Raw genomic sequence first — 25,420 nt, forward strand, 5'->3', positions numbered from 1 at the left:
CTCTTAATTATCTTGGCGGTGTAATGACAATTCGTTCACCGTCAAACTCCAATGTAGCCCGGTTATCAATGGATAAGGCCTCCAGATACTCTTTTGGCACCTGAAGCCGTCCGGCACGGTCAATAATGACAAATGCTTCGTGAATGTCCGGCATACCCGCATCGGACAAGCTATGTTCATCATCCAGATTCGGGTTACGCTTCACAAACTCGGTACTGGTCAAGCCATCCCGAATCGCAACGATCCGGTCCACCTTGCCAGCAAGCGTCAAGTCATGCGTAACAATGACAATGGTAACGCCGAGTTCCTTATTCATTCTTCTGAAAATGCCCATGATCGTATCACATGTCTCGGAATCGACCGATCCTGTTGGTTCATCTGCAAGCAGGATTTTGGGACGATTGGATAAGGAGATCGCAATCGCTACCCGTTGCTGCTCTCCTCCGGACAATTGATGCAATTTGTTATGCATCCGATCCTTAAGGCCTACCCATTCGAGCAATTGTTTTGCATAAGCACGATCACGTTTGCCCCCCAGAATCATGGGTGTCTCCACATTTTCGAGTGCCGTGAGATAAGGCAGCAGGTTACGACCGTTATTTTGCCAGATAAAACCTACGGTATGACGTTTGTACTCGACAAGTTGGGCATCTGTCATCTTCAGCAGATCCCAGTCTCCCACAACAGCCGTACCGGCAGTAGGACGATCAAGTCCGCCCAGAATGTTCAGCAGCGTGGATTTACCGCTACCGCTGTTACCGATGATGGCCATCATTTCACCTTGATTGACAGTCAGGTTGAGACCCTGAAGGGCAACGACTTCCACATCGCTGGATTTAAAAATTTTGACAAGTCCTTCGCATTGGATCACGTTTACCTCTCCTCTCCCATTTTGACCGCCTGGTGAACCCGCAGCCTGCGAATTTGCCAGAGCAACATCGTTGCACCAATGACCAGCATCACCACGGTGACCCCATACAGTTGCAACATATCCTGCTGTTCAAACACAATGCGGAACGGAGGTACCTGAGCAGATACATTATCTGTCGTTTGCAGGAATGGCAGGAATAAACGACTGGATACCTGACCAATACCAATACCTAACAGGATCGACAGTCCCGCTGTGAACACCTGCTCCAGCAGCAGCATGCCGCTCAGTTGTGCCCGGGATAACCCCATGGCTCGTAGCACACCAAACTGCACAACACGTCCAGACAGGTTGAAGAACCAGTACAGCACGTATCCAATCAACGAGATAATAACCGAAACCAGGAAACCAAGGCTCAGAATCCCGAATACGCCACCTCTTGACGGATGTTTACCCTGAGATACCAATTCGGTCCGTACGTCACGTACAGACGATAACTCAATGCCTTCTGCTGCGAGTTTCTCCATTAATGGAGCCACTTTGGCATCTGGTTCCATTTTCAGCCAGACCTCATAAGGAATCAGAGGCACCTGATCATAGATATAATCCAGATTGGCCACGAAGAATGGCATCTGATCCGGATACTGGGCCGGCCAGTAAGGAATGATCCCGAACACGACGAATTCAATCGCCTGTCCCTGTACACCCATGGAGACGAGATCTCCAGTTTTTAGTTTAAATTTGTCAGCAAATTTGGAAGAGATCAATACAGCCCCTTCGTATTTACCAAGCAAGTCAAGGTACTTGTAGGGATGTGCCGGGAACAGATCGTTGCGGAACCAAGCCACTTGAGCAAAGTCCACATTATCAATCCCGACCAGCATTCCCTGTCCACCCGATTTACCAGAGACGATAATATTGCCCTTGGTCTGCAGCACTCTTGCTGCATGCTCCACACCATCTAATCTGCGGAATACTTCGAATGGAGGTTCAGAGTAGATGACTTTCGATGGCTGAGAAGATCCACCGCCTCCACCTGGAGCACCTCCACCGCCATTTCCTCCGCCAGGAGCGCCACCACCACCAGAACCGCCGCCTCCGCCTTCTTGACCTCCACCTGAACCGCCATTCTGTCCGGAACCAGGCTTAATCTCAGGCGTTCCTTCCCATACGGTCTGCATGATTACATCAGAACCATAACGGTACAGCGTACGCTCGGTGGAATTCAGATCAATGGTCCGGGCCGCAGCCGAGTTGTACACCCCAAGTCCCAGTGTCAATACGAGCAGGATCATCAACGGATAATAGGAAGAAGATGAACGCGATAGCTGCGTTAATGTCAGATACAATGGGACAGGGAGAAACTTGCGACCGATTAGCTGAATAAGCTTCAATATCCACGGGAACAAACGCAGGAAGAATAATCCTAACGCAAAGATCGCGAGTGCGGGTACAAAGAACAGAAACGGCTGTACCTGCAGCTGATCGGTTGTCATACCGGTCTGGAAGGTCAACATCTGACGTTCATAGAACAGGTAGTATCCATATCCAGCCAGACCCAGCAACACAACATCCAGGAACCAGCGTTGCCATACCGGAGCGCGGTCTGTACGCGCTTGTCGCCGCTTGGCTGATACAATGGTTGCCCGTGCATAGGTTATCGCAGGGATAAGTGATGCGATAATTGCAACAAGGACCGCTGCTACGCCCAGCAAAATAGCTTCTTTCGATATACCGATCGGAATGGATTTCCGATCTACGAATGACAGGAATCCGCTTGCTGAACCGATACTCTTAGCCATAAACCAACCGAGAAACGGTCCAATAATGAGCGCAATAACGCCCAGGAATATGCCTTCAAGCAGGTAGAGAGAGAAGATCTGCCGAGCTGAAGCTCCACGGCTGCGCAGTACTGCAATATCACTCTCTTGCTTCTGTAATGACTGTCTGGCGTTCATCGCGATAAAATAAAAGACCATCGCAATCATCGGTGCTGCCAAAGTAAACAGCATGGTCTGTAATTGCAGACTCTGACTGCGGAACTGCTTGAGCAGATCACCGAAGGTAATATCCACTTTCGTATCTTTCAGCCGCTGATACAGATCGATATCCAGCCTTTCCAGCATGGAAGTCAGACCCGACAACTGGCTGGTTTGAATTTCTTTCAGATCAAAGGCATAATACCAGCGTGAATTTTGAAGTGGAATCCCTTTTTCCTTCAGTAAAACATCATTAAAAACCGATTCATCCACATAAAGTCCGTTCATCATGCCGTCAAATCCCTGCACCCAATAAGGACTGTTCGGATCATCTGCCTTGAAGGAACCCGTAATCTTCACACGTAACGTAATATCAAGGCCGCTATACACCGGATATTCCAGAATATCGCCGATATGCAGATCGTTTCGGTACATGCCCTCTTCCAGCATAACTGCCTCGATAATATCGTCCTTGACCTGATTGCCAGGTTTCACCCCGGCAGAGTAATTCACCTGTGCATCCAGTCCACTCATCGTACCCATACTCATACTGCGCACCCGGCTGGCATCCACTTTGGTTGGATCTTCGGGACTCACCTCTGTGCTGCGAATAGATCTGGAATTCACATACGTATGGAAAGGAAACCCGATGTCGCGAGGGACATCCTCACGAATATAACGATCTACTTCGTCCAGACCCCTTGTGTCTGTTTTCACACCACCAGGTGCCTGATAACTCATGAGCAACGAACCCGCTGGCAACCCTTCACTGTTATCCTGTAGCGTCTGCGCGACGACCCGTTTCAGCGCACCATCGGCATACATTGGAATACTGACGGTGAACGCAACCGCCACAATCAATCCGATCAGTGTGCTGAAGGTCATCCAGCGCGTGTTCCACATTTTGCGGAACAGCAGCCGAAGCAATGGCAGCCCCATTAGCGTCCCACTACTTTCTGGCCTACGGTCAGACCTTTCAGAATCTCGACATCCGTCGACGTCTGCTGTCCAACTTCAACGTCCACTTCACGCTTGCTGCCATCACTCTCCACCACTTGCACATACGTTCTTGAACCAATGGAGCGTAAAGCGGATACAGGAATCACAATCGCGTTCTCGGTACGCTGCGTTACGATGGAGACCGATAGAGGTGTTCCACGTTCCACGCCTTTCGGCATTTTCGCAAGTGTAACGATAACATATTGATCCAGCGATTCTTTGACAGGAGGTGTTGCTCCTTCTCCCGATCCTCCTCCACTGCCGCTTTCCGATGCTTCAGCGATAGGCATGACTTTAATTTTACCAGCGACTTTACCCGCCCCATTAATGTCTACTTCTGCCTTCATACCCGCTGAAAACTTCTCCAGATCTTCCTTCGCAAAAGTGGCGGCCACAACCAGATTCGATGTATCTGCAATCGTAGCAATCGGATCATACGCTTTCACCGCTGCACCCTTCTCTACCTGCACAGCAATAACGGCGCCCCCAAATGGAGCAGTCAGTGTGGCTTTGCCCAATTGTTCCTCCAGATCAGCGAGTTCCTGACGCAGTTCTTCAAACGCAATCGTTGCTTCTTCGAACTCCACCGGGTCCATCTCATCCTTCTTGCGGAGTGTTTCCTTCATTTGAACTTCGGACTTGCGAATAGCAAGTTTCTTACCACGGATCTCCTTCTCTACACTCTCCACATCGAGCACGGCGAGCAGTTGACCCTTTTTCACTTTATCCCCCGGTTTAACATTTAGCTCTTTGACATGCATGCCATCGAGCGTGAAGTACACCTTCTCTTCCCGCTGACTCATCATCTTGCCGCTACCACTTACTTTTTTCTCCAACGTCTCTGTCCGAACCTCATATTCCGGTTTCTTGGAGATCGTTGGCGGCGTAATTGGCGGAAGCACTTCTTCCTCTGTTTCTGACGGCAGCAATGAGCAGCCGGACATCGTTGCAACCATTATCGCACCAAGTACAATAACTGCTGCGCGTTTCCCCCTCTTCGGAGCGGCCCCTTTACTTGATAAATCTGCCGTCCGCCATTTCATAAACATGGTCCGCAACCTCCAAAATTGTAGGATCGTGTGTAGTCATACATATCGTTACTTGTTCTACTTCAATAATATTGCGGAATACCGCCATGACCTGTGCGCCCATCTTGGAATCCAGTTCCGCCGTAGGTTCATCCGCAAGCAACAATCTGGGTCTATGGGCAATCGCCTTGGCTATAGCCACCCGCTGTTGCTCTCCCCCGGACATTTCGAAAGGTCGGTGCTTCACCCGTTTGGATAGTCCAACCAGGTCCAGACAGTGACCAACCCTGTCCTTCCACTCCGCTCGCGGAACGTCCGCCATGCGCAACGATAGTTCTACATTTTCCCAAGCAGATAATAAGGGCATAAGTGCATACGCCTGAAAAATAAAACCGATCTCCTTGCGCCGCAAAGCGGTTCGCCGCCGATCTCCCCAATCCTGTAGAGGCTGACCGGAGAACAGGATGTCTCCGCTTGAAGGCTGATCCAATCCACCGAGCATATTCAGCAGCGTTGTTTTGCCTGAGCCTGATCGCCCCTTCAGCATGACCAGTTGTTGCGGATTCACTTCCATATCAATGCCTTTGAGCACATGGATGATACGACTGCCTGTCTGGAAACTGCGATGTACGTTACGCACCTCTAGTACAGGTCCATCATATGGAGGCAGCATATCCTTCTTTGGTTTGATCTTTTTCTGTGGTTCATCAACGGTGATGTCAGCAGCTGCAGCCACTTCATCCGAAACGATTTCACTTTCAGGTGAACGAGGTTCACTCGTCGGGGGAACGTTCTCATTGTTGTATGTATTTTCTCCCGATTCTGTCGATGCCTCCAGCGGTGTTTCCCCCTGTTGATGTTCATCGCCTGACTGGCTCTTGGCAGGTCTTTTTCTGAGAAATAAATTCTTCATGCCAGCAATCACGCTCATCCTTTCTTGATATCCCGTTCACTTCTTCAAAAAACCTAAAATTAGAAATCTGTTCCATCCTACACTGAATTATAAACGACCGATCACAACTAAAAGTTACAAGCTTTTTACAACGGCAGAGGGAAAAAGTTAATATTTTGATGAACAAACGAAAAAAGCACCCCAAAGTGTGGGGTGCCTCTTGTATATTCGATGGTTTTGCCGCTATGACGGCAATCATTACAATTTTGATACCGTTCATTCCTGAACATTATTTCGGGGTATCAATGATATTATTTACCAAATGAAGAAGGATCTTCACGCCAGGATTTAAGCAATTCAAAATCACTCTCCTGAATCGTTCCTTGCGCCAGAGCCACATCCATCAGAGCCGTATAATTGGACAGCGTCTGAAGTGGAATTCCAGCATCTTCGAATGCTTTAACACCTTTGTCCAGCTGATAGCTGAAGATCGCAAGCACGGCGAGAGGTGTTGCACCTGCTACGCGTACAGCTTCGGCTGCTTTGATCGAGCTTCCACCTGTGGAGATCAGATCTTCAATGACAACCACTTTCTGTCCTTCGGTAATCAGACCTTCAATCAGGTTCTCCTTACCATGTCCTTTCGCTTTATCACGAATGTAAGCCATTGGCAGATTCAACTTCTGAGCTACCCATGCAGCATGCGGAATACCTGCGGTTGCCGTACCTGCGATGACTTCTGCATCTGGATACTGGTTACGAATGATTGTTGCAAAAGCTTCAGCGATATCGTTGCGAATCTCGGGGTAGGACATCGTTAAGCGGTTATCGCAATAAATTGGTGATTTGATGCCGGATGTCCATGTAAATGGTTGTTGCGGACGCAACGCCACGGCTTTAATTTTCAACAGTTGGGAAGCAATATGATTTGGAATCTCATTCAGTTCGATCATGCGTTCAACATCTCCTTCAAAATGGTTTCTGCCGCTTCACGCGGATTGGGAGCGCCTGTAATGGGTCTGCCTACAACAATGTAATGACTGCCTCTGGCAATAGCTTCACCCGGCGTCAAGACACGTGTCTGATCTCCCAGACCACTACCCGCTGGACGAATTCCTGGAGTAACGGTGTGAAAAGCACTGCCGCACGCTGCCCGAATTGCGGGCACTTCCAGTGGAGAAGCAACAACCCCATCCAGTCCGGCCTCTTGGGCTAGTCCTGCATATCGAACCACAGCAGCTTCCACACTTCCCGGAATGCCAATCTCGGTATTCATTGTTTCCAGGCTTGTACTGGTCAATTGGGTCACTGCAATGATCTCTGGCTTGCTTAAGGAAGGATCGGCGGCGATTGCTGCCTCAGCACCTTCACGTGCAGCACGCATCATGATGGTTCCCCCCGCTGCATGTACATTGAACATGTCTACCCCAAGACGTGTGATACTCTCAGCACCGCCACGAACGGTGTTCGGAATGTCATGCATTTTCACATCCAGAAAAACGGAGTAGCCTTTGGATTTCAGCTCCCGAATAAAGTCCGGTCCTGCTGCGTAGAACAGCTGCATGCCCACCTTCAGATAACAGGGAATGCCTTCAAGAGCTTGTACCAATGCTTTTGCTTCTTCAGCTCCAGGATAATCCAGTGCCACCATCAGACGGCCAGCCATTTCATTGAAATTCGTGTGATTCATCACCAGCGCTCCCCTCCACTTGCTCATTTTTTCCGTTTTTGCCCGATATAAAGGACATCCCGCCAGCCCGCAGGCTGACTGATGTCCTTCATCAGAGAGTTATTTATTTTACAAAGACAGGCATTGCTTCCGAAGAGAAGTTGATCGTTTGCAGCATGATCAGCAGCGCACGAATCGTATCCAATGAAGTCATACATACAATGCCGTTTTCTACCGCTTCACGACGGATACGGAATCCATCACGCTGCGGTGTTTTGCCTTTGGTGAGTGTGTTGAAGACAAAGTTTGCTTCGCCGCTACGGATCATATCGAGAATGTTCGGCGAACCTTCACTTAATTTGTTCACAGTCGTTACCGGAATGTTCGCCGCTTCAAGCGCAGCTGCTGTTCCGCCGGTAGCCATGATTTTGTAACCCAGTCTGTAGAAACCTTCGAGCAAAGGAACCGCTTCGTCCTTGTCTTTGTCTGCTACAGTCACAACAATCGCTCCGGTTGCCGGAATTTTCATTCCTGCGCCGATGAGACCTTTGAACAACGCTTTAGCGTAATTTGGGTCACGGCCCATAACCTCACCTGTGGATTTCATCTCAGGTCCGAGGGTTGGTTCTACACGACGCAGCTTCGCGAAGGAGAAGACCGGAACTTTGACAGATACATGATCCGATTCAGGCCACAGTCCATCGACATAGCCAAGATCTTTCAGTTTCACACCCAGAATGGCTTGTGTTGCCAAGTTCGCCATCGGAATGTTGGTTACTTTGCTCAAGAATGGTACGGTACGGGATGAACGCGGGTTCACCTCGATAATGTACACTTGGCCATCATGGATAACAAACTGGATGTTGACCAAACCTACCGTTTTCAGTTCTTTTGCAATTTTGATTGTAATCTCTACAATTTTCTCTTTCATATCCTGGGACAGGTGTTGAGGAGGATATACCGCGATGGAGTCACCCGAGTGAACCCCTGCACGCTCGATATGTTCCATGATTCCTGGAATCAATACCGTTTCACCATCACAGATGGCGTCAACCTCAACTTCTTTACCCATCATATAACGGTCGATCAGGACCGGATGCTCCGGATTGATTTTAACCGCCTGTTCCATGTATGTCAGCAATTCTGCATCGGAGTATACAATCTCCATCGCACGACCACCGAGCACATAGGAAGGACGAACCAGTACCGGGTAGCCCAGGCTTTGAGCTGTTTCTACCGCATCATCAACGGAAATGACCGTTTTACCTTTCGGCTGTGCAATCTCCAGACGGGAGAGCAGACGCTCGAACTTCTTGCGGTCCTCCGCCTCATCGATGCTTTCCAGATCCGTTCCGAGAATGGTTACGCCTGCATTACGCAGTGGTGCTGCCAGGTTGATGGCCGTTTGACCACCGAACTGCACGATAACCCCTACTGGTTTCTCCTGTTCAATCACGTTCATGACATCTTCGAAGAAGAGCGGTTCAAAGTACAGGCGATCGGATGTATTAAAGTCCGTAGACACCGTCTCCGGGTTATTATTGATAATGACTGCTTCATATCCTGCTTTTTGCAATGCCCATACTGCGTGTACAGTTGAGTAGTCGAACTCGATCCCTTGACCGATCCGGATTGGTCCTGAACCCAGCACCACAACTTTTTGCTTGTCTGAAGGGATAACTTCATTCTCTGTCTCGTAAGTTGAGTAGTAATATGGCGTTGTTGCTTCGAACTCAGCCGCACATGTATCTACCATTTTGTACACTGGGCGCAGGTTCTCTGCTTCCCGGCGAGTTCTAACTTCCGCTTCAGTTGTTAATGTGCCTCCAGGTTGACCTTGCGCACGCAGTTCCGCAATCGCACGGTCTGTGAATCCAAGGCGTTTCGCTTGATACAGAATGTCAGAAGACAATTCGGATTCTTCACGAATGCGATCTTCGAATGCGATCAGACCTTCGATTTTGTCCAGGAACCACCAGTCAATCTTGGTCAGATCCTGTAGCTGTTGCAGCGTATAACCTCTACGGAATGCCTCGGCAATCAGGAAGATACGCTCATCATCTGCTTTGATCAGACGCTCGTTCAGGGTAGCTTCGTCCAGCGTTTCGGCATCCTTCAGGTAGAGGCGATGTACGCCAATTTCCAGGGAACGAACTGCTTTGTGAATCGACTCTTCGAATGTCCGGCCAATCGCCATAACTTCGCCTGTTGCTTTCATCTGAGTTCCCAGTTTACGGTTCGCTGAGATGAACTTGTCGAACGGCCAGCGAGGGATTTTGCTCACGATATAATCCAGTGTAGGCTCGAAGCAAGCATACGTTTGGCCAGTTACCGGGTTCACGATTTCATCCAATGTGTAACCCATGGCGATTTTGGCAGCCATTTTGGCAATCGGATAACCCGTTGCTTTGGAAGCCAGGGCCGATGAACGGCTTACCCGTGGATTTACTTCGATAACATAGTATTGGAAGCTGTGTGGGTCCAGTGCAAACTGTACGTTACATCCACCCTCGATGTTCAGGGCACGGATGATTTTCAGGGAAGCTGAACGCAGCATTTGATATTCACGGTCCGACAATGTTTGGCTTGGTGCCACAACGATACTGTCGCCTGTATGAACCCCTACCGGGTCAAAGTTTTCCATGTTGCAGACAACGATACAGTTATCGTTTTTGTCCCGCATAACCTCGTACTCGACTTCTTTCATGCCTGCAATGCTCTTCTCGACCAGACATTGCCCAATCGGGCTGTAACGAATTCCCGCTACCACAGTCTCGCGCAGCTCTTCTTCGTTCGCACAGATTCCGCCGCCTGTGCCGCCCAGCGTATAGGCTGGACGTACGATGATTGGATAACCAATCTCATTTGCAAATTCAAGTGATTCTTCAAGTGTCGTCACGATCACACTCTCAGGTACAGGCTGTTCCAATTCTCGCATCAGGTCACGGAACAGATCACGATCTTCCGCTTTCTCGATGGAAGTCAGCTGTGTTCCGAGCAATTTCACATTTTCACGTTCCAGCACGCCTGCACGTGCCAGTTCTACCGCCATGTTCAGACCTGTCTGACCACCCAGTGTTGGCAGCAAGCCGTCTGGACGCTCTTGACGAATGATTTGGGTTACAAAATCCAGTGTGATGGGCTCAATGTATACTTTGTCAGCCATGTTTGTATCCGTCATAATGGTAGCCGGGTTGCTGTTGATAAGTACAACTTCCACGCCTTCTTCTTTCAGAGCCTGGCAAGCTTGTGTGCCGGCATAGTCGAACTCGGCCGCTTGACCGATGACGATTGGACCGGAACCAATCACCAGGATTTTTTTGAGATCTTTGTTAATCGGCATGTTATTGTGCTCCTTTCACTGCGGCTGCCAATACGGCTTGACGCGGCTTTTGCGGGTTAGTGATCTTGTGCTCGCGAATCATCTCGATGAAGCGGTCAAACAGATAGCTGTTGTCGTAAGGACCCGGGGCTGCTTCAGGGTGATATTGAACCGAGAATGCCGGGAATGATTTATGTTTCAGACCTTCAATGGTCTTATCGTTATTGTTGATATGTGTAACTTCCAGGTCTGTACTCTTCACAGACTCTTCGTTTACGGTAAATCCATGGTTCTGGGATGTGATGAAGCAACGTCCGCTCTCGAGTTCTTTCACCGGGTGGTTTCCTCCGCGATGTCCAAACTTAAGTTTTTCGGTGTCTGCTCCTGCCGCAAGTGCGAACAATTGGTGACCCAGGCAGATGCCGAAGATCGGATATTCACCAAGCAGTTCACTGATCATTTTAACTGCGTGAGGTACGTCTTTCGGGTCCCCAGGGCCGTTGGACAGTTGAATGCCGTCCGGGTTCAGGCGACGAATCTCGTCTGCTGTTACATCGTGTGGAACAACAACAACGTCACAGTTACGTTTGCTGAGTTCGCGCAAGATTCCTGTTTTCGCACCATAATCCACAAGCACAATACGTTCAGCCGTTCCCGGGCTGTTGTAGACATGTTCCGTAGAAGTCATAGGCACCTGGTTACGCAGCTCGGCGATTGTGGTATCTCCCATCATCTCCAGCAGTTCTTCCACAGGCTTCGATCCTGTTGTGAGAATTCCCTTCATTGTGCCGTGGTGACGAATCCGGCGAGTCAACATGCGTGTATCAATTTCGCTGATTCCTACGATGCCGTATTCCTTGAGCAGATTGTCTACGCTATATTCCGCACGCCAGTTGCTTGGCGTTGGCTCATGACGACGCACGACGAAACCGTGTACGTATGGACGAATCGACTCGAAGTCATCACGCGTAATACCGTAGTTTCCGATCAGCGGATACGTCATGGTTACGATTTGACCGCAATAGGAAGGATCCGAAAGCACCTCTTGATAGCCTGTAATTCCCGTATTAAAAACGACCTCACCTGTCGTTTCACCTTCAGCACCAAATGCTTTCCCGGTGAACAGTGTGCCGTCTTCCAACAATAATCTCGCCTGTGCCTGCATCCCATTTCACTCCTCTGTGTTTATCAACGTTGAATGCATTGGGGTTGAACTTTCTGGAAACTTCGTGCGGCTCCGCTGACAGAAAACCCTTTGATCGCTGTTATCCCCGGATTACTTTTTATCATTTTTCAAATGATGTAATCCGGTGATAAAGGCGAACGCTTTGCTTCTTCGGGTCTTTTCTGTCCGCTCCGCAGTTACGTTGGTGTCCAAGTTCAAAATCATGACATTCAACTTTGCTTGTTTCGTATATTGGACTCTCGGCATAATCTGCCTCGAGTTAGTTGATGTTACTGGTGTACTGATTTATTAATTTACTAAATTACCGTTTTATTGTTGTACCGTGTTTTGCCATACGCTTTTGCCATCCACCCAAGTTTGTACGGCCCAGCCTTTCAGCTTCCAGCCTGTGAATGGTGTGTTTCTTCCTTTGGTGGCAAACGTTGCAGGATCAACTGCTTTTTCCTCGTTCAGGTCAATCATCGTGATATCCGCTGGTGCTCCCTCTTCCAGTTTACCTGTATCTAGTCGGAATACACGTGCCGGATCAGCAGTCATGCGTTTCACCAAGAAGTCCAAGCTCCAAAGTCCTGTTTCTACAAACTTCGTATACAGCAGCGGGAAGGCTGTTTCGAATCCAACGATTCCGAATGGTGCCAACTCCATGCCTCTAGCTTTCTCTTCTTCACTGTGTGGCGCGTGATCGGTTACGATCATGTCCAGCGTACCGTCCAGCAAACCTTCGATACACGCCTGCACATCACGTGGTGAACGTAGTGGCGGGTTCATTTTCCAGTTGGCGTCCATACCCGGGATATCTTCATCCGACAACACCAGATGGTGTGGACACACCTCAGCAGTTACTTTAATGCCGATGGACTTCGCCAGACGGATCAGGCGAACCGACTGTTCTGTACTTACGTGGCAGACGTGGTAATGAACTCCCGTTGCTTCTGCAAGCAGGATATCACGGCCAACGTGGATGGCCTCGGATTCATTTGGAATCCCTTTGATGCCGTGACGCTTCGAAAACTCGCCTTCCGTCACATATCCACCGACAACCAGTGAGTCATCTTCACAATGTGCGATCACGGGCATATCCATGCTAGCGGCGAGGCTCATGGCATCTTTCATCATTTGAGCGTTTTGTACGCCTACACCGTCATCCGTGAATCCGATAGCCCCTGCTTCTTTTAATGCGGCAAAGTCGGTAAGTTCACGACCCAGTTCGTTTTTCGTAATGGCTGCATAAGGCAGCACTTTAACCAGATCAGCTTCTTTGGCTTTATCCAACACCAGTTTCACAACTTCCGCTGTGTCTGTAACTGGTCTCGTGTTCGGCATGCAAGCGATCGTTGTAAAACCGCCTTGTGCTGCTGAACGGGCACCTGTCTCGATCGTCTCTTTGTGTTCGAATCCAGGTTCACGCAGATGCACGTGCATATCGATCAATCCCGGAATGACCAGTTTGCCTGATGCGTCTGTCACACTATGCGCTGACTTTTCGGCATCCAGTACGGCTTGGTCTTCCAGACCAGCGATTTTTTTAATTTTACCTTCATCTATAATGATGGTTTTCCGTTCAAGTTCCCCTTTTTGGTTCAAGACGTTCGCATTCTTTATAATCTGTAGCATAATTGCCCTCCGCTTCGGTTCTGTCCGGCTTACCAGGCAAGCCGGATGATTTTCTTTATCGTGTACTCTCTTATTGCTCTATAAGAACTACCGTACCGTCAGCCTATGACCCACAGCCAGACCCTGTTACAGTTTCATCGCACGTTCCATAACCGCCATGCGGATGGGAACGCCGTTTGCCATCTGCGGGAAGATCCGCGATGCTTCACTCTCCACAACCGCGTCATCTACCTCGACGTTGCGATTCACAGGAGCAGGGTGCATGATAATGGTGCTAGGTTTTAGACGTGATGCCCGTTCTTCCGTCAATCCGTAGTGTTCGCGATAATCCTCAGCTGAAGTAATTAAGCCATGTTGATGACGTTCCAGTTGAACACGGAGCATCATGACTACATCTGCATCCAGCGCTTCTTCAAGACCGACATAAGGAGCATGCTCTGCGAGTTCAGGTGCCTGCATCGTTTGTGGTGCACAGAAGCGTACATCTGCGCCAAACTTTTGCAGTGCCCACAGGTTGGAGCGCGCTACGCGGCTATGCAGAATGTCGCCAATGATGGAGACACGCAAGCCCTTCAGTTCGCCAAATGCTTTCCTCATCGTGTAGAGGTCCAGCAGTGCCTGTGTAGGATGCTCATTGTTGCCGTCTCCGGCGTTCACGAGCGGAACACTCACTTTCTGAGCCAGTTGTTGCAGAACGCCTGCCGGTTTCAACCGGATCACCCCTGCATCAATGCCCATCGACTCAAGTGTGCGTACCGTATCGTAGATGGACTCTCCTTTTTCCACACTGGATGCGGCTGCCGTAAAGTTCAGCACTTGTGCGCCCAGTCGTTTCTCTGCCATTTCGAAGGAGAAACGGGTACGTGTGCTGTTCTCGAAGAACATGTTCGCAACGAAGCGTGATTCCAGTACAGGAACGAGTTTTTCTTTCTGTGCTTCCCAGTGAGCTGCCCTGTTCAGAATCGACTCGATCTCTCCTCGGCTTAGTTCCTTCAGTCCAAGCAAGCTCCGGTCTCTCAATGCTGGTTGTGTAATCATCATGCTTGCTCCCCCCGGTTCTGAGTGATTTTGACTTCGTCCTGTCCATCCGTTTCCATGAGTGCAACCTCGATCTCCTCTGATTTGGAAGTCGGCACATTCTTGCCGATAAAATCAGGTCGAATCGGAAGTTCCCGGTGTCCGCGGTCTGCGAGTACAGCCAGCTGAATGTTCTGCGGTCTTCCACAGTCCATCAGGGCATCCATTGCTGCGCGAATGGTACGTCCGGTATAGAGCACATCATCGAACAAAATCACTTTTTTGTTATGAATTGAAAGTGATTCAGGTGTCATAATCAACATTTCCTTGCGATTCGCTTTATTTTCATCCAAGCGGTCATCGCGGTAAGGAGTCACATCCAGTTCTCCCCAGGGTACTTTGGCGCCTTCGATTTCTTCAATCTTGGCCGCGATCCGTTCTGCCAGGTAGACCCCGCGTGTACGGATACCGACCAACACACAATCGTCGATTCCTTTGTTTTTCTCCAATATCTCATGGGCAATCCGTGTTAATGCGCGGCGGATCGCCGTCTCATCCATAATGACATGTGTCTCTGTGCTCATGCGTTCAGCCTCCTCAGGATTTCCCTTCAGCATCGTGGCCCCGTGACGAGGAGAACAAAAAAGACTCCTTGCCGTGTTTATTGGCAAGGAGTCTCCGAACTTCAGACCGCTCTGAAGAAAGTTTACTCTCGGGGATGCATCGCTTCATTTGCCGCAGCAAAAAACGATGTATCGTTCACGTTACCTTGCCAGTCTCACGGGACTGATTTAAAGGTGCTATTCATGTCGTTCATATTGCAGGACCTCACAGGGTTCTGTAGTCAATATGTCCGTTTGTCTTCATGAATTATGACAGAAAGACAACCCCCTGTCAACACCTCACCATCGCAGGTGAAAATCCTCTGCTACGTTCTTCTTAGAATCAGCAGTTAGGCCTAAAAACATCCATGCACATTACATCTCATTGGCTATTCATAATTATACAACATTTCTGTATATTTATCCATAGGCAAATGAGAAATCCGATATAGCCAAAATAACCCTTTGACTATATTCAAAGTTGAGATATATCCCTTCTTTTTAGAACAATCGGTGCGTTTCATCTTACGGAATATATGAAGGCTCTGCATTAGCTCCAAGTGAAATGGGTACAGTTTATAAACACGATCCCATTCATAGATGCTTAAATAAAGCCGATATACATACGATTCACAAATATGAGTCATAGAAAGAAGTTAATCCCTACATTCATGTACATTTAGGAGGAAGTCATGCGTCACATTTGGCACGTTTACAAAACAGACTGGTTGCACATTCTGAAGGTTCCCACAGGTATATTTCTAATTGTGGCTATTATTTTACTGCCCGGGGTGTATGACTGGGTCAACGTAAAGTCCGTATGGGACCCGTACAGTAACACCCAAGGGATCAAAATTGCGGTGACAACTGAGGACAAGGGGGCGACTGTTGAAGGAACCAACGTTAATATCGGAGATGAATTGGTATCGAGCCTGAAGCAGAACGAAAAGCTGGGCTGGACTTTTGTGGACCAGGCTGAGGCTAATCGGGGTGTGCAAACTGGAGAGTATTATGCAAGCCTGCTCATTCCGGGGGACTTTTCATCCAAAATTACAGGTATCGTTGATGGGAAGCTGGAGCGACCGGAAGTAATCTACACCGTCAATGAGAAGGTGAATGCCATTGCTCCAAAAATCACAGGCTCCGGTGTATCTGCAATAACAACGCAAATCAATGAGAATTTCACTGAAGCTGTTAGTGAGGCAGTTCTAACCAAGCTGAAAGAAGCCGGGGTTGAAATTAATGCGCAGCTTCCAACATTACGCAAGATGGAGAATGGCATTTTCACGCTGGAGAAAAACCTTCCGGCTATACAAGCCGCTGGTCAAAAGGTTCTGGAAGTAGAAAAAGCGATGCCTGATATTGTAAAAGATGCTCAAAAGATCGTTGAAATCGAAAAAAAACTGCCTGAAATCAATGAAGCGGCACAGTATGTGCTCAAGGTGCAGGAGTATTGGCCACAAATTAATGATGCGGCTTCCGAAGTACTGGCTATTCAGGGGCGAATACCGGATATACAAAAAGCCGTAGCACGCATTCGAGAAGTGGATGAAAACTTTGGTCAGGTATCAAGTGTCATCCAAACGGCGCTGGATAAAACCGACAAAGCTCTGTCTATCGTAACGGCCGCAGAGCAAGATCTGGACAAAGTATCACAAATCGCTGGCAACGGGATTGAGCTCACCGAAGGCTTGAATCAATTTGTGGATTCCAGTGAAGAAGCGTTTCAGGCCATTGGCCCTGCGATCCGTCAAAATCTAATGCTGGTGCAACAGATTACTAACGCTGCAGGAGACGTATTTGCACAATTGCAAAATTCGGATCTCAATAACCTGCCGACAGCAGAAGATCTAGACCGGATCGCTGCTCGCTTGGGAATCGCGGTAAAACTCATCGACAGCATGGCAGAACTACTGGGCAACATCAATAACTTGCTTCCAAGCCAACCACTTGCTGATAAAATTACACAACTGAACACCGTATCAGACAAACTTCAGTTGCAAATCCGCTTGGCTGACATCATCAGTGATGCCATGCGTCGCAATACAACGCTGCCCGCAGAAGTCATCGTGCAGTTAAATACGCTCTCCAAAGACATTAGCAGCGGGATAGGCAATACCTTAAACACCTATGAAAGTGAAATATCACCTGCGCTTGCAGTTGGTGCAGATAAGCTCAGGTCTATCCTCTCCACTTCAGCAGAAACTCTACAAGGAGCAAAGGATCGCATTCCAGATATTGCCGACATTCTTGCATCAGCCAAAGAAGCGATTACGTTTGGGCAGACCGAGTTAACGAAAATCCAGAGCGAACTGCCTGAAATACAATCCAAGATCCATGAGATATCAGAGACACTCGCGAACAAAAGTGAAGGTTTTATCCAAGCTTTGAACACCGTATCTTCATTAATTCGAAATGATCTGCCCAAGCTGGGAACCAAACTGAACGAAGCCGCTGATTTTGTTCGTCATGATCTGCCTAATGCCGAAAAACAAATAGGCAAGGCATCTGAATTTGTACAGAACCAGCTGCCGGAGGTCGAAAAAGGAGTACACCGCGTTGCCGCGCTTGTACGTGATGATCTGCCAGCATTGGAAAGTGCCATCAGCAAGGCTGCGGACAAGCTCAGGGAAGTCGAAGGTAATAACCAGTTTGCCGAACTTGCCAAGCTGCTGCGCGGCGACATTGAGGAAGAGAGTGCTTTCCTTTCGAGTCCGGTGCAAATCAAGGAACAGCAACTTTACCCGATTCCGAATTATGGATCGGCCATGTCGCCATTTTATGGCGTGTTGTCCTTATGGGTCGGTTCAACGCTGCTAATCTCTCTGCTTCGTGCTGAAGCCGAGAATCCGGATGGCAGGTTCCGGGGATACGAGTTGTATCTCGGACGTCTTGCTACTTTTCTAACTATTGGATTGCTCCAGGCCGTATGCGTCACCTTGGGAGATATCTTAATCCTTGGTACCTATGTCGCAGATAAACTGTGGTTTGTCCTGTTTGCCATGCTGGTGAGTGCCGTATTTGTCACCATAACGTACACCCTGCTATCCGTATTTGGGAATATCGGAAAAGGGATCGCCATCATCTTCATGGTGTTCCAGTTCTCCAGCTCCGGCGGTACGTTCCCGATCAGCATGACATCACCCTTTTTCCAAGCATTGAACCCGTTCATGCCCTTCACATATGCGATCAGCCTGCTGCGTGAGTCGGTTGGCGGCATCTTGTGGTCTACTGCCATCAAGGATATTTTGTGGTTGTGTATGTTCATCGCGCTGAGTCTCATTGTTGCTCTCGCTTTGAAACGTCCACTCAGCAGTCTCACCAAACGTTCAGCCGAGAATGCCAAGAAGACCAAAATTATTGCTTAACTCTTTTGCTGGACACTAAATAAAGAAAGGCCATTGGACTTTACATCCCATGGTCTTTTCTTATTTTCTTATATACATCGATACATTTTTATTATTTCACTGCGCGTTCCTGTTCCAACTGATTATAGGATTGCTTGATTGTTGTTAATGTTTCGACATGGCGATAGATGTTGTTACTTGCCGTAACGATAATACATAACATGATCAAGCCTATAATCACTTTTTTCCCCAGTCCTGGACGAAGGCTAATGACGAAACCTCCACCCAACAGGAAGAACGCAAACAGATAATGCCCCGCATACAGGTACATATCATATTGAAATACAGCCAATCCAAAGCCCACGACGACATGAAGCAAAAAGGCAAACAGAATATATGGCATAAGGGTCCATACTTCCCTTTCACGAATGCCCTTAATGAAGCCCACGAGTGCCAATAGTAAAATAAAGATACCTGTAATCTGCACATAGATTGGATTGGAACGGGATAGATCCGTAACAAAGGCTGCCATGCCTGGGTCCAATAAATGCATCTTCGGTGTCAGCATCGGATTGATGGTCAGCATGATCAATGCTTTCCAGTGAACAGCGAACTGGAATGGTGTTGCATAGCTGGTTCCACCATTTTGAATGCCCAATAGCCAGTTACTAACCCAGCTGCGGCCTCCAAAGGCAACATACTGAATACCGGTAACTACGGCGATAATCAGAACCGCCAGTGCCATGATTCCAATGTACTTCTTCAGTTTCGCCTTATTGCGCCATGCATGCATATTGAAGAAAGTGGCAGCAGCAAACGGTACGATATTCGTCGAGGTTAGTCCGAAGTTAATGGACGCAAGCAATGCATTGGGTACATAACGGACGTCCTGACGCTCACGAGTATACTGCATGTAAACCACAGAGAGCATTATAACGAACTGAACATACGGATACGAGTCTGGAATCAATGCAGTATACATTAAGTAGGAACTGAAACCAAACAACAAAGCGAACAGCAGCGGTGTAATGGTCGGCTTGTCTTCTTTTTGACTCAAGAACAGAAACGCCAGCACCACCGAACCCGCATTCACCAGCGATTGCAGGACCAGGAAGAACCAGTTGCCTCCCAGCAGCTTCGCTACAGCCGCAAGGGTGACTGCAAGAAAGGAAATCAGCGGATGAATAACGGAAGAACTGTTGTCCCCATAATACATGGAAGGATCAAAGTTGAATAAATTGATTGGAAACAGCGTCGTATTGAATGGGCTATATTTCCCAAGCATATCTGCATTATTTTCAATATACAGAACATACGAGCCGTTCATTAAACCATAGAACAAAGCAAATCCCGCAAACAGAAAAAAGGCAGTCCCGTTGACTCTGGAATTATAAAATAAGTAATCCAAAAATTTCATGCTTTCATTTCACATCCAATAAATTTTATAAAAAAAAATATATAATTTGAGTGCTCGTGTTATTAATCTTTAGTTCAACTTATAACACCAATAAACATAGGCCACCCATAATACATGCCACACCGATCCAGCGTAAAGGGCCCACTGTCTCTTTAAATACCAGCCGCGCTATGATGAGAGTCCACACATATGTTAATGCGTTCGAAGGCAACACTACGGTTAATGGAAGAAACTTCAGCAATACAATATTCAGCAACGCACCCGTTCCGTAGAATCCAAGTCCCATGAGTACATGCAGACGATTGCGACTAGTGGCATAAGCTTTCAGTCCGGCCCCGCCCAGTGCACCACACAACGTCATGACAATTAATACGGCAACCATCCAGCTATCGATCAACACTGGTTAATGTCACCCCGATTCCAAGCAACACAACTGCTGCCAGCTTCTGCACCGTAATTTCTTCCCCAAGCAAAAAATATCCATAGATTAACGCAAATACATAGCTGGCACACATCAGGGGATAAGCAACAGAGAGTTTCTCCAGAGCAAAAGCTTTGATCATCAAAATCGCTCCAACTCCATAACACAGAAAACCAACACCCAGGTAGATCCACTCGGTAAGTCCCCATTTCCAGAACAATTGACCCGTTGCTGTCAGAAAAGCGGAGACGAGCATCAACCATTTACCCGTATGACGCGATTTTATTTCCCCCACGTTAATGCCTCCATGTCCGGAACACGCTTGTTAATAAAGTATCGTTGACTCACCAGCTGCATGACTGGAAGGTCGGATAAGGAGTCCGAGTAGGAACATGATTGATCATAATCAATGACCATGTTTTTCTCACTCAGATAAGCCTGAATTCGGCGTACCTTCTCTTCCCCTTTGCAATTGCTGCCATCAATTCTGCATGTGTAACCATTCTCATGACGGACCAGTTCAGTCCCGATCACATGATCCACCCAGGGAAAGTTTTTAAAGTATTTCATATAGGCATGTGGTGATGCGGTCACGAGCAAGACATGATAGCCTGCTTCCTTGCGATGTTGCATCTCTACACTGGCCTCGGCAAAAATGGACGTACGCAAGCGGGTATCAAAGAAATGTTCGAGATCTTTTTCAGACATGCGCTCAATTTCTTGAAAGTAGGATCGTTTGACTTGTTCAACCGTCATGAATCCCGCCTTAAATAAAACCGTATGTAATGCAATGACAGGCAATCTCCACACCTGCCAAGGGTAACGCCGAACACCATAATGCACAAATTGAAACATGGAATCACTGCGTATAATCGTTTTATCAATATCAAAAATCGCGACTTTCGTGCTTTTCACCCTGATCCCCCTCAGCCTTTTATTCAAAGATAGCAAAGATTGTAACAACACTTATCACATACAAAGTAACCGTAATTAATATGGGCTTGTCCTCAAACAGCACACGATCTGGCGAGCCGCCCTGATTCTTCATGTGGATCAGATACAGGTAACGGAACATGCCGTAAATGACCAATGGAATCGTCCACATCAGATGGATGGACCGATCTGAAGTAAATGTGAACAAGGAATAACTGATAATCGTAGCTGTCGTCACAATCGTATTGAATTGATCCAGCAACGTAATGGAATAGTTATCCAAAACCTTGCGGTGTGATCCCGTATTTCCCTCAAGCAGCGTAAGTTCATTTCTGCGTTTGCCAATGGCCAGAAACAACGACAACAACATCGTACAGATCAAAAACCACGGTGTGAATGGCACATGGATCAGCACACCGCCTGCAATGGCACGAAGTACAAAGCCGGCTGCAATGGTCATCATATCCAGGATAACGAGATGTTTCAGTACAAAGGAATACGAGACATTCAACAGGAAGTAGACGACACACAATACGCCAAATAGCGGGTTCATCACAAAAGCCGTTCCTACGGAAAGGGTCAACAGAATAATACCGAACAACAAAGCATGAGTCGGATTCACCTGCCCTGAAGCCATGGGACGAAACTTTTTCACCGGATGCTGCCGATCTCTATCCCGGTCTACATAGTCATTCAAAATATAAACACAGCCTGCAACGAGGCTAATTAGAATAAAACCAAGCAATGTCGCAAGAATGGTTTCGGTCCGAATCTCCTCAAAGGAGAATAGTAAAGCAGCAAATAACAAGAGATTTTTGGTCCACTGTTTGGGTCTTAACAATCTGACTAATCCTGACACTGCACTTCCTGTTCCTGTAGCCGGTGAAGACACCGTACTGGTTCGTGATGATAACAATTGCAATAACTCCCTTCAACAACAACTTCTGTATATAACAAATAACGTAAAGATCTAATCATATGTTGCTTGTATAAATTTGTAAAGGGAGTAAATGAAAAAATCTAATATGAACATAAAAAAAGAGACCGTTTCCGGTCTCTCTTGGTTAGTACATAATTTAATTATTGGGTAATTCAATTAAAATTCGAATTGCACATCGCTCAGACGACGTTTGATCTCAGCGATAACACGTTTCTCTTCCTCTTCACCCTTAGCTTCAAAGGTAACGGAGAAACGAACAAAGTTACCCGCATCATCCCAAGGTACGGACGAGATCAATTTCTCACGGATCAGGAATTGGGAGAAATCTTCGCCGGATTCGAATCGACGTCCGCCAACCACACCTTTTGGTGCTTCAACATACAGGAAGAAGGAACCTTTAGGTTTTTCAGCCTGGAAGCCCAGTTCGTTCAATGCGGCAACGAGCATGTCGTGACGACGAGAATATTTCTCAGCAATTTTTTCCGTGATCTCAGGGTGATTCAATCCATAAGCAGCTGCTTTCTGAATCGCGATGAACTGACCGGAGTCATTGTTGTCCTTCACGTCGCTGAATGCTTTCACTACAAGCGGGTTACCGGCTACGAACCCGATTCTCCATCCTGTCATGTTGTAGGACTTGGACAGAGAGTGCAGCTCTACGCCGACATCCTTCGCACCAGGTACCGACAGGAAGCTGAACGGTTTTTTGCCATCATACGTCAATGCCGCATAAGGAGCATCATGGACAACAACTACGTTGTATTTCTTCGCCCACTCCACCACTTCAGTAAAGAACTCCACTGTCGCACTTGCGCCTGTAGGGTTGTTCGGATAGTTCAGGTAGAGCAATTTCGCACGTTTTGCGATGTCTTCCGGAATAGCCGTCAGATCAGGCAGGAAGTTGTTCTCTTTCGTCAATTGAATGTTGAACACTTCTCCACCCAGGTACTTGGTATGTGTACCCATAACCGGATAACCTGGAACGGTCATGATGGTCACATCACCTGGATTGATGAAGCATGAAGGCATCATCGCCAAAGCCGGTTTGGAACCAATGGAGTGTACGATTTCAGTATCTGCATCGATGCCTTCTACGTTAAATACGTTTTTCAGGTAGGAAGCAGCAGCAGCCTTGAATTCAGGAATACCGTTATCGGCATAACCACGGTTCTCAGGTCTGGAAGCTTCTTCTGCAAGTGCAGCTACAATACCTGCATCCGCCATCTCGTCTGGTTCACCTACACCAAGGTCGATCAGTTCCACATCGGGAAAATCTTTTTTGGCCGAAGCTTTGGCACGTTTGATTTTCTCGAATTTATAAATGTTCGTGTCTTTACCATAGTTGGAGCCACCGATACGGTCGGCAAAATTAGTCTGAATGTAAGTTTCTTGATATTTATCGATACTCATAACGTTGTTCATCTCCTCATTTGACGCAAATTTCTACACTTTAATATGAAGCATTTGCGTGATCAAAGCCATGGACAAAGTATCCGAACATTTGTACTTTCTTGGAGCTGTTAACGACTGCGTAGCGAAGCAAGCACGTCTTCCATATCTTGCGGAATCGGAGCTGAAAATTCAAGGTATTCTCCCGTTGTTGGATGCACAAATCCAAGAATGGCCGCATGAAGAGCCTGTCCTTGCATTTTGATGCCTTTATTCCGTCCATAAGTTGGATCTCCTACAAGTGGGTGACCGATAAATTTCATATGAACCCGGATCTGGTGGGTACGTCCTGTCTCCAGTTTCAACTCCAGCAAGGTATAGTCATTGATGCGCTCTGTAACGGTAAAATGCGTAACGGCATGTTTACTGTTGCGATCCGTGACTGTATACATTTTGCGGTCATTGGTATCACGTCCAATCGGTGCATCAACGGTCCCTTGATCATGGTTAAGATGACCATGAACGAGCGCGATATACCGTCTGTTCACCGTATGGTCCTTCAACTGAGCAGCCAGTGATGCATGCGCACGATCATTCTTAGCAGCCATAATTAGGCCGGACGTATCCTTATCGATGCGATGCACAATACCCGGGCGCAACTCTCCATTGATACCCGAAAGGTCTTTACAGTGGTACATGAGCGCATTGACGAGTGTGCCAGACGTATGTCCTGGTGCAGGATGCACGACAAGGCCACGCTGTTTATTGATTACGATCAAATCGCTATCTTCATATACCACTTCCAGCGGAATATCTTCGGCAATGATCTCGACGGCAGCCGGTTCAGGAATCTGTAGTTCAATCAGATCACCTTCGGATAACTTGGCATTGGCTTTGACGACAGCGCCATTTACCGTAACTAATCCGTCTCCAATCCACAATTGAACTTGGGAGCGAGATACATTATCCACAGCTTCCGTAATATATTTATCGATTCGTTCTTTCTTATGTTCAGCGGCAACGGTCCATTCCATACGCTCATTGCCATTCATTAGTTCTTCATCGTTAATCTGTTCCTCATTCGGGTTACTCATGATGTTCATTCCCTTCAATCTTAGCGGCTGCTTTTTCGCGCCGTCCTTCAAGCAACGTCTCCACAATGATCAACGCTACACCGATGCAGATTGCCGAGTCGGCGATGTTGAAAATGGGGAACGTGTAACTTCCGAAATTAAGCTGTACAAAATCTACAACTTCTCCGGTCAGTGCCCGGTCAAGGAAGTTGCCAATTGCTCCACCGAGCACCAAGCTAAGTGCCACAGGCAGCAATTTGTGCGGGGTATCTTTTACCTTTTGCAAATACCAAATCAAGGCAACGACCACAATCACCGTAACCACAATAAAGAACCAACGCTGGTCTTGCAGAATGCCAAAAGCTGCACCTGAGTTACGATGTGATGTGATGACAAAGAAATTGCCGATAACCGGAATTTCTTCTCTGAGTTCCATCCGGGTTGCAATCAGGAACTTGGTTCCCTGATCCAATAGAAATACGATAAAAGCGAGGATATAATACACCACGTTTGTTTGTCACTCCGTTCTTGTCTTTTCCAAACGATACCAGGCTTACGCCAGACTTGTTTATTGTAGCACAGCTGTTTGGAAATCGTCCACGACGCGCTACATCGCAATCCTCATGGCAAAAACGATAACATTTCCCTTCTGTAATCTAGCCCTTAATGGCACATCCTACAATAGAGTTAAAATCCGGATTCCAGACGAAAGCAGAAAGGGGAA

20 protein-coding genes are annotated in these 25,420 nt (G+C 47.6%); 1 reads left to right on the top strand and 19 read right to left on the bottom strand.

Annotated features, from left to right (window positions below; translation table 11 throughout):
* Window positions 1-7: 7 nt before the first annotated feature.
* The 11 genes from PAHA3_RS15015 to pyrR form a co-directional block, all read right to left on the bottom strand.
* Window positions 8-871 (bottom strand): ABC transporter ATP-binding protein, encoded by an 864-nt coding sequence (locus PAHA3_RS15015; protein WP_062835429.1) that lies wholly within the window; start codon window positions 869-871, stop codon window positions 8-10.
* A gap of 2 nt (window positions 872-873) precedes the next feature.
* A complete protein-coding gene (locus PAHA3_RS15020) occupies window positions 874-3,786 on the bottom strand; it encodes an ABC transporter permease (RefSeq protein ID WP_062835430.1) in 2,913 nt (970 codons plus the stop codon).
* Window positions 3,786-4,895 carry an efflux RND transporter periplasmic adaptor subunit gene (locus PAHA3_RS15025; RefSeq protein ID WP_062835431.1) on the bottom strand — a complete coding sequence of 370 codons (1,110 nt, stop codon included), beginning with the start codon at window positions 4,893-4,895 and terminating at the stop codon, window positions 3,786-3,788. Before PAHA3_RS15025 ends, PAHA3_RS15020 begins: the two co-directional genes overlap by 1 nt.
* Window positions 4,858-5,805 (bottom strand): ABC transporter ATP-binding protein, encoded by a 948-nt coding sequence (locus PAHA3_RS15030; RefSeq protein ID WP_082762813.1) that lies wholly within the window; start codon window positions 5,803-5,805, stop codon window positions 4,858-4,860. The genes PAHA3_RS15025 and PAHA3_RS15030 overlap by 38 nt, the downstream gene beginning before the upstream one ends.
* 272 nt (window positions 5,806-6,077) lie before the next feature.
* Window positions 6,078-6,719 (bottom strand): orotate phosphoribosyltransferase, encoded by a 642-nt coding sequence (pyrE, locus tag PAHA3_RS15035; RefSeq protein WP_036674850.1) that lies wholly within the window; start codon window positions 6,717-6,719, stop codon window positions 6,078-6,080.
* Window positions 6,716-7,456, bottom strand: coding sequence for an orotidine-5'-phosphate decarboxylase (pyrF, locus tag PAHA3_RS15040; RefSeq protein ID WP_062835432.1), 741 nt, complete (start codon window positions 7,454-7,456; stop codon window positions 6,716-6,718). The genes pyrE and pyrF overlap by 4 nt, the downstream gene beginning before the upstream one ends.
* A 103-nt stretch (window positions 7,457-7,559) precedes the next feature.
* Window positions 7,560-10,778: a carbamoyl-phosphate synthase large subunit gene (gene carB, locus PAHA3_RS15045; protein WP_062835433.1), complete on the bottom strand. Its 3,219-nt coding sequence runs from the start codon at window positions 10,776-10,778 to the stop codon at window positions 7,560-7,562.
* Window position 10,779: 1 nt separating this feature from the next.
* Complete coding sequence (carA, locus tag PAHA3_RS15050) at window positions 10,780-11,922, bottom strand: glutamine-hydrolyzing carbamoyl-phosphate synthase small subunit (RefSeq protein WP_062835434.1); 1,143 nt, start codon at window positions 11,920-11,922, stop codon at window positions 10,780-10,782.
* A 330-nt stretch (window positions 11,923-12,252) separates the two neighbouring features.
* Entirely contained in the window at window positions 12,253-13,557 is a 1,305-nt protein-coding gene (locus PAHA3_RS15055) for a dihydroorotase (RefSeq protein ID WP_062835435.1), read from the bottom strand.
* A gap of 126 nt (window positions 13,558-13,683) precedes the next feature.
* Window positions 13,684-14,595: an aspartate carbamoyltransferase catalytic subunit gene (locus PAHA3_RS15060; RefSeq protein ID WP_139331913.1), complete on the bottom strand. Its 912-nt coding sequence runs from the start codon at window positions 14,593-14,595 to the stop codon at window positions 13,684-13,686.
* Window positions 14,595-15,158: a bifunctional pyr operon transcriptional regulator/uracil phosphoribosyltransferase PyrR gene (pyrR, locus tag PAHA3_RS15065; RefSeq protein ID WP_017687330.1), complete on the bottom strand. Its 564-nt coding sequence runs from the start codon at window positions 15,156-15,158 to the stop codon at window positions 14,595-14,597. The genes PAHA3_RS15060 and pyrR overlap by 1 nt, the downstream gene beginning before the upstream one ends.
* 710 nt (window positions 15,159-15,868) lie before the next feature.
* Here pyrR and PAHA3_RS15070 point away from each other — a divergent pair.
* Window positions 15,869-18,544: a YhgE/Pip domain-containing protein gene (locus PAHA3_RS15070; protein WP_062835437.1), complete on the top strand. Its 2,676-nt coding sequence runs from the start codon at window positions 15,869-15,871 to the stop codon at window positions 18,542-18,544.
* A 91-nt stretch (window positions 18,545-18,635) separates the two neighbouring features.
* Here PAHA3_RS15070 and PAHA3_RS15075 read toward each other — a convergent pair whose 3' ends face one another.
* The 8 genes from PAHA3_RS15075 to lspA all read right to left on the bottom strand — a co-directional run bounded on the left by PAHA3_RS15075 (window position 18,636) and on the right by lspA (window position 25,204).
* Window positions 18,636-19,940 (bottom strand): DUF6080 domain-containing protein, encoded by a 1,305-nt coding sequence (locus tag PAHA3_RS15075; RefSeq protein WP_062835438.1) that lies wholly within the window; start codon window positions 19,938-19,940, stop codon window positions 18,636-18,638.
* Window positions 19,941-20,019: 79 nt separating this feature from the next.
* Entirely contained in the window at window positions 20,020-20,340 is a 321-nt protein-coding gene (locus PAHA3_RS15080) for an EamA family transporter (RefSeq protein WP_235599447.1), read from the bottom strand.
* The gene (locus tag PAHA3_RS15085; protein WP_211175697.1) at window positions 20,327-20,617 is read right to left on the bottom strand and encodes an EamA family transporter; all 291 of its coding nucleotides are present in this window, start codon (window positions 20,615-20,617) and stop codon (window positions 20,327-20,329) included. The genes PAHA3_RS15080 and PAHA3_RS15085 overlap by 14 nt, the downstream gene beginning before the upstream one ends.
* A 26-nt stretch (window positions 20,618-20,643) precedes the next feature.
* Window positions 20,644-21,276, bottom strand: a complete 633-nt coding sequence (locus PAHA3_RS15090) for an HAD family hydrolase (protein WP_082762814.1) — start codon at window positions 21,274-21,276, stop codon at window positions 20,644-20,646.
* Window positions 21,277-21,295: 19 nt separating this feature from the next.
* Complete coding sequence (locus PAHA3_RS15095) at window positions 21,296-22,186, bottom strand: decaprenyl-phosphate phosphoribosyltransferase (protein WP_062836124.1); 891 nt, start codon at window positions 22,184-22,186, stop codon at window positions 21,296-21,298.
* Between the two features lie 204 nt (window positions 22,187-22,390).
* Window positions 22,391-23,644: an LL-diaminopimelate aminotransferase gene (locus PAHA3_RS15100; protein WP_036674844.1), complete on the bottom strand. Its 1,254-nt coding sequence runs from the start codon at window positions 23,642-23,644 to the stop codon at window positions 22,391-22,393.
* A gap of 110 nt (window positions 23,645-23,754) precedes the next feature.
* Complete coding sequence (locus tag PAHA3_RS15105; RefSeq protein ID WP_371327912.1) at window positions 23,755-24,717, bottom strand: RluA family pseudouridine synthase; 963 nt, start codon at window positions 24,715-24,717, stop codon at window positions 23,755-23,757.
* On the bottom strand, window positions 24,710-25,204 hold the full coding sequence (lspA, locus tag PAHA3_RS15110; protein ID WP_062835441.1) for a signal peptidase II: 495 nt from the start codon (window positions 25,202-25,204) through the stop codon (window positions 24,710-24,712). Before lspA ends, PAHA3_RS15105 begins: the two co-directional genes overlap by 8 nt.
* Window positions 25,205-25,420: the final 216 nt, after the last annotated feature.

It is taken from the genome of Paenibacillus amylolyticus, assembly GCF_001570725.1.
Lineage (GTDB): Bacteria > Bacillota > Bacilli > Paenibacillales > Paenibacillaceae > Paenibacillus > Paenibacillus amylolyticus_A.